Here is a 9,370-nt window from a genome sequence, read left to right as displayed (position 1 = left end):
CGATGGCGCCGCCGTGGATCGGCGGGTTGGAGTAGTTGGTGCGGATCACGCGCTTGAGCTGGGACAGCACGCGGGTGGATTCGTCCTTGTTCTGGGTGACGATGGACAGGGCGCCGACGCGCTCGCCGTACAGCGAGAAGCTCTTGGAGAAGGAGCTGGACACGAAGAACGACAGGCCGGAGGCCGAGAACAGGTTGACCGCGACGGCGTCCGGCTCGATGCCGTCGGCGAAGCCCTGGTAGGCCATGTCGAGGAAGGGGATCAGGCCGCGGGCCGCACAGGCCTTGACCACTTCGGCCCATTGGGCCTCGGTGAGGTCGGCGCCGGTGGGGTTGTGGCAGCAGGCGTGCAGCACGATCACGGAACCGGCCGGCAGGCTGTTCAGCTTGGCGATCATGGCCTCGGCGTTGGCGCCGCGGGTTTCCGGGTTGTAGTAGGGGTAGGTGTCGACCGGGAAGCCGGCGGCTTCGAACAGCGCGCGGTGGTTTTCCCAGGACGGATCGGAGATGTAGACGGTGGCGTCGGGCACGACGCGCTTGATGAGATCCGCACCGATGCGCAGGGCGCCGGTGCCGCCGAGGGCCTGGGCGGTGACGACGCGGCCGTCACGGATGATGGCGCTGTCGGCACCGAACAGCAGGGTCTGCACGGCGTTGTTGTAGGCAGCCGGGCCTTCGATGGGCTGGTAGCCACGGGGCGGGGCGGCTTCGAGGCGGGCCTTCTCGGCAGTCTTGACGGCGCCGAGGAGGGGGATCTTGCCGTTGTCGTCAAAGTAGACGCCAACGCCGAGGTTGACCTTGGTGCTGCGGGTGTCCGCGTTGAAGGCTTCGTTGAGGCCGAGGATCGGATCGCGGGGGGCCAGTTCGACTGCAGCAAAGATCGAAGAGCTCATGGGTTCTCCAGAAGGGGCGAAGGGTGCGGGCACTTTGTGGCGCTCGCTGGGTGATAATGCGGAGTTGCCCGCGGGGTTTGCGGGCGCCACCGTTTGACTCAAGACAGAAATTTTATCATGGCCGATCAATCAGGTAGCGGGAGCGTGGTGGTTTTCGAGGGGAGCCCGTTCCGGCTTCACCAGCCCTTTGCGCCCGGTGGCGACCAGCCGGAGGCAATCCGGAAGCTCGTCGAGGGCATCGGCGATGGCCTGATGTTCCAGACGCTGCTGGGCGTGACGGGCTCCGGCAAGACCTACACGATGGCCAATGTCATCGCCCGCTGTGGGCGGCCCGCGCTGGTGCTGGCCCACAACAAGACGCTGGCGGCGCAGCTGTATTCGGAGTTCCGCGAGTTCTTTCCCGAGAACGCGGTGGAGTACTTCGTCAGCTACTACGATTACTACCAGCCGGAAGCCTACGTGCCGTCCCGCGATCTGTTCATCGAGAAGGACTCGTCGATCAACGAGCACATCGAGCAGATGCGCCTGTCAGCAACCAAGAGCCTGATGGAACGGCGCGACGTGGTGATCGTGGCGTCGGTGTCGTGCATCTACGGTATCGGCGATCCGGGCGATTACCACGCGATGGTGCTGCACCTGCGCGAAGGCGAGCAGATGGCCCACCGGGATCTGGTGCAGCGCCTGGTGGCGATGCAGTACGACCGGGCCGACGTGGATTTCCGGCGCGGCACCTTCCGGGTGCGGGGCGACGTGATCGACATCTTCCCGGCGGAAAACGCCGAGTACGCGCTGCGCGTCGAGATGTTCGACGACGAGATCGAGCATCTCACGCTGTTCGATCCGCTCACCGGCCACCTCAAGCAGAAGATCGTGCGCTTCACGGTGTATCCGTCCAGCCACTACGTGACGCCGCGGGCCACGGTGCTGCGCGCCATCGAGGCGATCAAGGACGAGCTGCGCGAGCGCATCGCCCAGTTCCAGAAGGCCGGCAAGCTGGTCGAGGCCCAGCGCATCGAGCAGCGCACCCGCTTCGATCTGGAGATGCTCAACGAGCTGGGCTTCTGCAAGGGCATCGAGAACTACTCGCGCCATCTGTCGGGCCGCGAGCCCGGCGCGGCGCCGCCGACCCTGATCGACTACCTGCCGGCCGATGGCCTGATGTTCATTGACGAATCCCACGTGTCCATCGGCCAGGTGGGCGCGATGTACAAGGGCGACCGCTCGCGCAAGGAGAACCTCGTCGAATACGGTTTCCGGCTGCCTTCGGCGCTGGACAACCGGCCGCTCAAGTTCGAGGAGTTCGAGCGCCTGCTGCCCCAGACGGTGTTCGTCTCGGCCACACCGGCGGCCTACGAGAAGGAACATCAGGGCCAGGTGGTGGAGCAGGTGGTGCGCCCGACCGGCCTTGTCGACCCGATCATCATCGTGCGGCCCGCGTCCACCCAGGTGGATGATCTGCTGGGCGAGATCAAGAAGCGCCTCGACGTGAAGGAGCGCATCCTCGTCACCGTGCTGACCAAGCGCATGGCCGAGGATCTAACCGAATACCTGGCCGAGAACGGCATCCGCGTGCGCTACCTGCACTCGGACATCGACACCGTCGAGCGGGTCGAGATCATCCGCGACCTGCGCCTGGGCGAGTTCGACGTGCTGGTGGGCATCAACCTGCTGCGGGAAGGCCTGGACATCCCCGAGGTGTCGCTGGTGGCGATCCTCGACGCGGACAAGGAGGGCTTCCTGCGGTCCGAGCGCTCGCTGATCCAGACCATCGGCCGCGCCGCCCGCCACCTGCATGGCACCGCCATCCTCTACGCCGACCGGATCACCGACTCGATGAAGGCTGCCATCGGCGAAACCGAGCGCCGCCGTGCACGGCAGATCGCCTTCAACGAGGCGAACGGAATTACGCCCAAGTCCGTGACAAAACGCATCAAAGACATCATCGACGGTGTCTATGATGCAGGATCGGAGGCCGATGCGACGTCCGCCGGGGAGGCCCGGAGCGACTACGCGGCCCTTGACGAGAAAGCACTGGCGAAGACCATCCGCCAGCTCGAGAAGGAAATGCAGGAACACGCCCGCAACCTGGAGTTCGAGAAAGCCGCGGCCGCCCGCGACAAGCTCTTCCGGTTGCGCCAGCAGGCATTCGGGGCCGACGCCCACGATCTGCCAGGCGGGTCCCGACCGAACGCCACAGGCTGAGAGATTCGAAAATTGGTGCTTGCTCTTGTACGTTCCGCCCGCCGGCTGTTTAAATTGCCGGCAGGAGGGACACCCATAGTGAAAATACTATTCGTCTGCACCGGCAATATCTGCCGGTCGCCGACTGCAGAGGGCGTTGCACGTCGCTGGTTGGCGATGGCCGGGATGGATAGCGCGGTCGGCGTCGATTCGGCGGGCATCCAGGGCTATCACGCGGGCGAGGCGCCCGATCCCCGCACTCAGACGGCGGCCCTGAGGCGAGGCTACGATCTTTCCCGGCTGCGCGCCCGCAAGGTCCAGCCCAAGGACTACGCCGAGTTCGATCTGCTGCTGGCGATGGACCGGGATCATTTCCACTATCTGCGCGACCGCGCCCCTGAAGGCTGCAAGCACAAGGTGCGGATGTTCATGAGTTTTGCCCAGCGTCATCGCCGCGATGATGTGCCGGACCCGTACTATGGCGGCCTCACCGGCTTCGACGCGGTGCTCGACATGTGCGAGGACGCCGTGCAGGGGCTGATCGAGGAGATCCGTCCGGAAGTGGAGCGCCGCCGCCAGTCGGCTGTCTGACCACTCGCAGCGCCGAGCTGTCCAGTGCGGCAGCTACAAACGAAAAGGCCAACCCCGAGGGGTTGGCCTTTTTGCTGGGTGGTGCCGGGATTACTTCGGCCCGGTTTCCACCTGGACCAGCGGCTCTTCAGCCACGACGGCCGGGGCGCGGCGGCGGCGGCCGAGGGGCTGCGCAGGGGCCTGTTCCGGCTGGAAGGACTTCGTCGCATCCGAACGGGTTTCGATCAGCACCAGGCCGCTCTCTTCAAGGGCGACGGACAGATCGGCCGGAGCGCTCGGCGCCGGGGCGGCGACGGGCTCGGCTGCAGCGACGGGTTCGACCACGGCCTCGACCGGCGCGGCGACGGTTTCGACAACCACCGGCGCGGCCTCGACAGCCACCGGTTCGGCGACCACTTCGACCGGCGCTTCAACCACCGGGGTGGTTTCGGCTTCACGGGCGGCGGCGGCAACCTGTTCGATCAGGCTGGCAGCTTCAGCCACCGGCGCCGGCGCGACTTCGGCCTGCACTTCGGCGACTACCGGCTGGGCGGCTTCGACGACGGTCTCGACCACCGGGGTTTCGGCCACGGCCACTTCGGCAGGCGCAGTCTCGACGGCGGCTTCGGTCACTTCGGCAACCGGCGCGGCTTCGGCGGCCGGAGCGGCCTCGACCACGGCGGGGGCTTCGGCGACGACCGGCGCCTCGGTGGCTTCGGCCGGAGCGGCTTCGGTCACGGCAGGCGCGGCTTCGGCCTGCACGGCTTCGGCGGTGGGCTGGGCCTGATCGCCGATTTCCAGTTCGCCCTGGGCGGCGGCTTCGGTGCCGGTGCCTTCCTCGTTGCGACGACCACCGCGACGGCCACGACGACCGCGGCGGCTGCGTTCGGCGCTGGCTTCGCCATCGACGGCGGCCGGGGCGCCCGCTTCGGGGGCGGTGACGGCAGCCACAGCGGCGACGGCGGTCAGCTGCTCGGCGCTGGCGACGATGCCTTCGGCGTCGGCGGCAGGCTTTGCGGCCTGGCCGTTACGGTTGCGGCCGCGTTCGCCGCGCTCGCCACGTTCTGCACGCTCGCCGCTACGGCCTTCGCGCTCGGGGCGCTCGCCACGCTCCTGACGCTCACCGCGTTCCTGGCGTTCGCCACGTTGGCGCTGGGGCTTTTCGCGGACCTCGGCCTGGGCTTCGGGGGCTGCGGCATTGCGGTTGGTGTCGCGACCTTCGCGTTCGCCACGTTCCGCGCGCTCACCCCGTTCGCCACGCTCTTCGCGCTGACCGTCACGGCGGCCACGGCCACCGTCACGGCGACCATTGCGTTCGTTGCGGCCGCGGGATTCGCGACGCTGGGGTTCCGGCTGGGCAACCACCGGGGCCGGCGCAGCGGCGGGCTTCTCGCCACGGAAGAAGGCGAAGATGCGGGCGAGCAGGCCCGGCTGGCTTTCCGGCACGGGCGCCGGGGCCGGCGCGGCGACCTTGGCTTCAACCACCGGGGCCGGCTGGTCAGGGGTGATGCCCTTGACGGCGGCTTCCTGGCGGGCCGGGCGGTCGGTGTTGGCCGACGGCGGGGTGTAGGTCTCGTCGGCCGGCTTGGTGGCCATGCGATAGCTCGGGACGGCGCTCTCTTCCAGGTTGAGCTGGTCGTGGCGCAGGCGGACGATCTCGTGCTGCGGGGTTTCGAGATGGCGGTTGGGGATCAGCACCAAGCTGACCTTGTGACGGATCTCGATCTTTGCGATGTCGTCGCGCTTCTCGTTGAGGAGGAAGGTGGCGACATCCACCGGAACCTGGCAGTGCAGGGCGCCGGTGTTGTCCTTCATGGCCTCTTCTTCGAGGATGCGCAGGATGTGCAGCGCGGACGACTCGGTGCTGCGGATGTGGCCGGTGCCGTTACAGCGCGGGCAGGGGATGTAGCTGGTCTCGGCAAGGGCCGGGCGCAGACGCTGGCGGGACAGCTCGAGCAGGCCGAAGCGGCTGATCTTGCCGGTCTGGACGCGGGCGCGGTCGTAGCGCAGGGCGTCGCGCAGGCGATTCTCGACTTCGCGCTGGTTCTTCTGCGACTCCATGTCGATGAAGTCGATGACGATCAGGCCGCCGAGGTCGCGCAGGCGCAGCTGGCGGGCCACTTCGTCGGCGGCTTCGCAGTTGGTCTTGAACGCGGTTTCCTCGATGTCGGCACCGCGGGTGGCGCGGCCGGAGTTCACGTCCACGGACACCAGGGCTTCGGTGTGGTCGATCACGATGGCGCCGCCGGAAGGCAGGCTCACCTGACGCGAGTACGCCGATTCGATCTGGTGTTCGATCTGGAAGCGCGAGAACAGCGGCACGTCGTCGTGGTAGCGCTTCACGCGGCCGACGTTCTGAGGCATGACGTGGGCCATGAACTGGCGCGCCTGCTCATAGACGTCGTCGGTGTCGATCAGGATCTCGCCGATGTCGGGCTGGAAGTAGTCACGGATCGCGCGGATCACGAGGCTGCCTTCCTGGTAGATCAGGAAGGCGCCTTCCTGGGCCTGGGCGGCGCCGTCGATGGCGCGCCACAGTTGCAGGAGGTAGTTCAAGTCCCACTGCAGCTCTTCGGCGGTGCGGCCGATGGCGGCGGTGCGGGCGATCAGGCTCATGCCGCCAGGCACTTCGAGCTGGTCCATCACGTCGCGCAGCTCGGCGCGCTCGTCACCCTCGACGCGGCGCGAAACGCCACCGCCGCGGGGGTTGTTGGGCATCAGCACGAGGTAGCGGCCGGCCAGCGAGACGAAGGTGGTGAGAGCGGCGCCCTTGTTGCCGCGCTCGTCTTTCTCGACCTGGACGATCAGCTCCTGGCCTTCCTTCAGGGCTTCCTTGATGGACGCACGGCTGGCTTCGACACCAGGCTGGAAGTAGGCGCGGGAGATTTCCTTGAACGGCAGAAAGCCGTGGCGCTCGGCACCATAGTCGACAAACGCGGCTTCGAGGCTGGGCTCGATGCGCGTGATGACGGCTTTGTAGATGTTGCTTTTGCGTTGTTCCTTGGCGGCCGATTCAATGTCGAGGTCAATGAGTTTCTGACCATCGACAATGGCAACGCGGAGTTCCTCGGCCTGCGTTGCATTGAAGAGCATTCGCTTCATTCGTCTTCTTCTCCCGCGTGGCACACGGGCAGGACGAGCCGCACCACCGCTCAGTTGCGGTGACTTAGTTTGGCGTGATCGAGCCGATCCTTCATCAAGGGGAAATCAAACTAAAGTGGGTGGCGGGATTCGTCTATCGCACCCTGAACCGCATCTCGTGCTGAGGGCGCCGGAACGTTTTAGCGGGATTCGTCGGGCCCGGGCTTCCGGAGCGCAACGCACTCTCAGTGCGCTGCCGATCCTCAGCACGGGCGCCGGTCTGTCCGGCACGATTCGTTCATGCGCCCCGGGGGCTGCGAAGTGCCTGCAGCTTCGCCTGGTCTCGCAAGGCTGGAACGGCGCGCGTACGATCGGGTACGACGGCGTATGGCGTTGCGACCTCGGGCCGGCTTGCAGGGAATGCTTCGCGGCCCCGGTTCAGGGCCGTCAATCTGCGTGTGCGCCTGCGCGCAATTGGTACAAGTTTATTGTCGAATAAAGTACCATCGCCCTCTTTTTGTCCGGCGACGGACCTTCCTTTGGTTTTTCGGGAGCGGTGAGGGTGCCGGATAACTCGGCTTGGAGTCCTCTGCACAGAGTCGCTCTGGGGCGGCGCGGGCCGGTGTTGATTCACATCACAACACGCTTCTGGCGGGCGCGACGCATCAGGACCGAAAAAACCGCTCAACAGTATATTTCAAAACGATGGCCTTGAGTAAAGCTCCCGCAGTGCGCCACGAGCGCGTCGACGACGCGAGCGCCGGTCAGCGCATCGACAATTTTCTGGTGCGCGTCTGCAAGGGCGTGCCGAAGAGTCATATCTACCGCATCCTGAGAAGCGGCGAGGTGCGGGTCAATAGCCGTCGGGTGGATCAGACCTACCGCGTGCAGATCGGGGACGAAGTGCGCATCCCGCCGATCCGCATTGCCGAGAAGGAGAATGCCGCGCCGGTGCCCATGGGCAAACCCTTCGACATCGCCTACGAGGACGATGCGCTGCTGGTGCTCGACAAGCCGGCCGGGCTGGCGGTGCATGGCGGCAGCGGGGTGAGCTTTGGCCTGATCGAGCAGCTGCGGCGCCAGCGCCCGGAGGCGAAGTTCCTTGAACTGGTGCATCGCCTCGACCGGGAGACGTCGGGCCTGCTGATCGTCGCCAAGAAGCGCAGTGCCCTCACGGTGCTCCACGACATGATGCGCGACGGCAAGGTGCAGAAGCGTTATCTGACGCTGGTGTCGGGGCGCTGGCTGAACGCCCAGCAGCACATCAAGCAGCCGCTCCTCAAGTATCTACTGGAGAACGGCGAGCGGCGGGTGAGCGTGAATCGCGAAGGCAAGCCGGCCCACAGCATCGTGCGGCTGGTGCGGCGCTGGGTGGGCTACAGTTTGCTGGAAGTCGAGCTGAAGACCGGGCGCACCCACCAGATCCGGGTCCATCTCACCCACGCCGGCTTTCCCTTGTGCGGCGACGACAAGTACGGCGATTTCGCCCTCAACAAACAGCTCGAGAAGGAAGGGCTGGGGCGGATGTTCCTGCACGCGGCGAAGCTGGCTTTTCATCATCCGCTCACCGATCAGTTGATCGAACTTGCGGCGCCCTTGCCTGCCGAACTGGAGGGCTTTCTCGCCGTTGTCGAACAAACCCGGGAGCGAGAATATGGCTAGACCGCAACGCTACGAACTGATCGTCTTCGACTGGGACGGCACGCTGATGGATTCGGCCGCTGCCATCGTCCAGGCGATCCAGGCTGCCAGCGCCGATCTGGGCCTGCCGCCGCCTTCCGATGCCCGAGCGCGTCACGTGATCGGCCTTGGCCTGCAGGACGCGCTGCACCACGCGGTGCCGGAGCTGCCCGAATCCGACTACCCGAAGATGGTGGAGCGCTACCGCCATCACTATCTGTCCAGCGATCACGAGCTGACGCTGTTTGATGGCACCCAGGCGCTGATCGCCGATCTCCACGCCCGCGGTCATCTGCTGGCGGTGGCGACCGGCAAGAGCCGCAAGGGGCTCGACCGGGCGTTGGGTTTTACGGGTCTGGGCAAGTATTTCCACGCCACGCGCTGCGCCGACGAGTGCTTCTCGAAGCCCCATCCGGCGATGCTGTTCGAGCTGATGGACGAGCTGGGCGTGATGGCCGAAAGCTGCCTGATGATCGGCGACACGACCCACGACCTCCTGATGGCGAAGAACGCCGGTGTGGATGGGCTGGCGGTGAGCTTCGGCGCCCATCCGGTCGATCAGCTGGTGGCCGAGTCGCCGGTGGCGTGCATCGACACGCCGGCCGGGCTGCGGGCGTGGCTGGAGGCCAACGGGTGATCTGCGCGTCGGCCGATCTCGTCGATGGCGGCGACGGCGTGCGCTTCGTGGTGCAGCGGGGCGGCCAGGATGTGGCGGCCTTCGCGGTGCGCTATCGCGGCAAGGTCTACGCTTACATCAACCGCTGCGCCCACGTGGCGGTGGAGTTGGACTGGCAGCCCGGGAGATTTTTCGACAGCGATGGGCTGTATCTGATCTGCGCCACCCACGGCGCCCTGTACCGGCCCGAGAGCGGCGCGTGCGTCGAAGGCCCGTGCCGGGGTGGCCGGCTGGAGATGCTGCCGGTGGTGGAGCGGGATGGCGGGGTTTTTCTCGACGAGTCCGACTGA

7 protein-coding genes are annotated in these 9,370 nt (G+C 66.4%); 5 read left to right on the top strand and 2 right to left on the bottom strand.

Going from position 1 to position 9,370, the window contains the following annotated elements; translation table 11 throughout:
• Nucleotides 1–892, bottom strand: an 892-nt coding sequence (locus tag Q0672_RS22060) for an aromatic amino acid transaminase (RefSeq protein WP_298626006.1), incomplete at its 3' end; no start/stop codon positions are given.
• A gap of 117 nt (nucleotides 893–1,009) precedes the next feature.
• Here Q0672_RS22060 and uvrB point away from each other — a divergent pair.
• Together uvrB and Q0672_RS22050 are read left to right on the top strand one after the other, a co-directional pair.
• Entirely contained in the window at nucleotides 1,010–3,094 is a 2,085-nt protein-coding gene (gene uvrB, locus Q0672_RS22055; protein WP_153161500.1) for an excinuclease ABC subunit UvrB, read from the top strand.
• A gap of 15 nt (nucleotides 3,095–3,109) precedes the next feature.
• Nucleotides 3,110–3,664, top strand: a complete 555-nt coding sequence (locus Q0672_RS22050; RefSeq protein ID WP_367179987.1) for a low molecular weight protein-tyrosine-phosphatase — start codon at nucleotides 3,110–3,112, stop codon at nucleotides 3,662–3,664.
• 90 nt (nucleotides 3,665–3,754) lie between these two features.
• On the opposite strand, the gene Q0672_RS22045 is transcribed toward Q0672_RS22050, so the two are convergent.
• Nucleotides 3,755–6,745 carry an Rne/Rng family ribonuclease gene (locus Q0672_RS22045; RefSeq protein WP_298626004.1) on the bottom strand — a complete coding sequence of 997 codons (2,991 nt, stop codon included), beginning with the start codon at nucleotides 6,743–6,745 and terminating at the stop codon, nucleotides 3,755–3,757.
• Nucleotides 6,746–7,429: 684 nt separating this feature from the next.
• On the opposite strand from Q0672_RS22045, the gene Q0672_RS22040 reads away from it, so the two are divergent.
• The 3 genes from Q0672_RS22040 to Q0672_RS22030 are packed head-to-tail and all read left to right on the top strand — an operon-like array spanning nucleotide 7,430 to nucleotide 9,370.
• Nucleotides 7,430–8,386, top strand: a complete 957-nt coding sequence (locus Q0672_RS22040; RefSeq protein WP_298626001.1) for an RluA family pseudouridine synthase — start codon at nucleotides 7,430–7,432, stop codon at nucleotides 8,384–8,386.
• Complete coding sequence (locus tag Q0672_RS22035) at nucleotides 8,379–9,041, top strand: HAD-IA family hydrolase (protein WP_298625998.1); 663 nt, start codon at nucleotides 8,379–8,381, stop codon at nucleotides 9,039–9,041. The genes Q0672_RS22040 and Q0672_RS22035 overlap by 8 nt, the downstream gene beginning before the upstream one ends.
• Nucleotides 9,038–9,370, top strand: a complete 333-nt coding sequence (locus Q0672_RS22030; protein ID WP_298625995.1) for a Rieske 2Fe-2S domain-containing protein — start codon at nucleotides 9,038–9,040, stop codon at nucleotides 9,368–9,370. The genes Q0672_RS22035 and Q0672_RS22030 overlap by 4 nt, the downstream gene beginning before the upstream one ends.

Origin of the sequence: uncultured Zoogloea sp., from assembly GCF_937894855.1 — a bacterium.
Lineage (GTDB): Bacteria > Pseudomonadota > Gammaproteobacteria > Burkholderiales > Rhodocyclaceae > Zoogloea > Zoogloea oryzae.
This window is presented reverse-complemented; position numbering and strand designations above follow the sequence as displayed.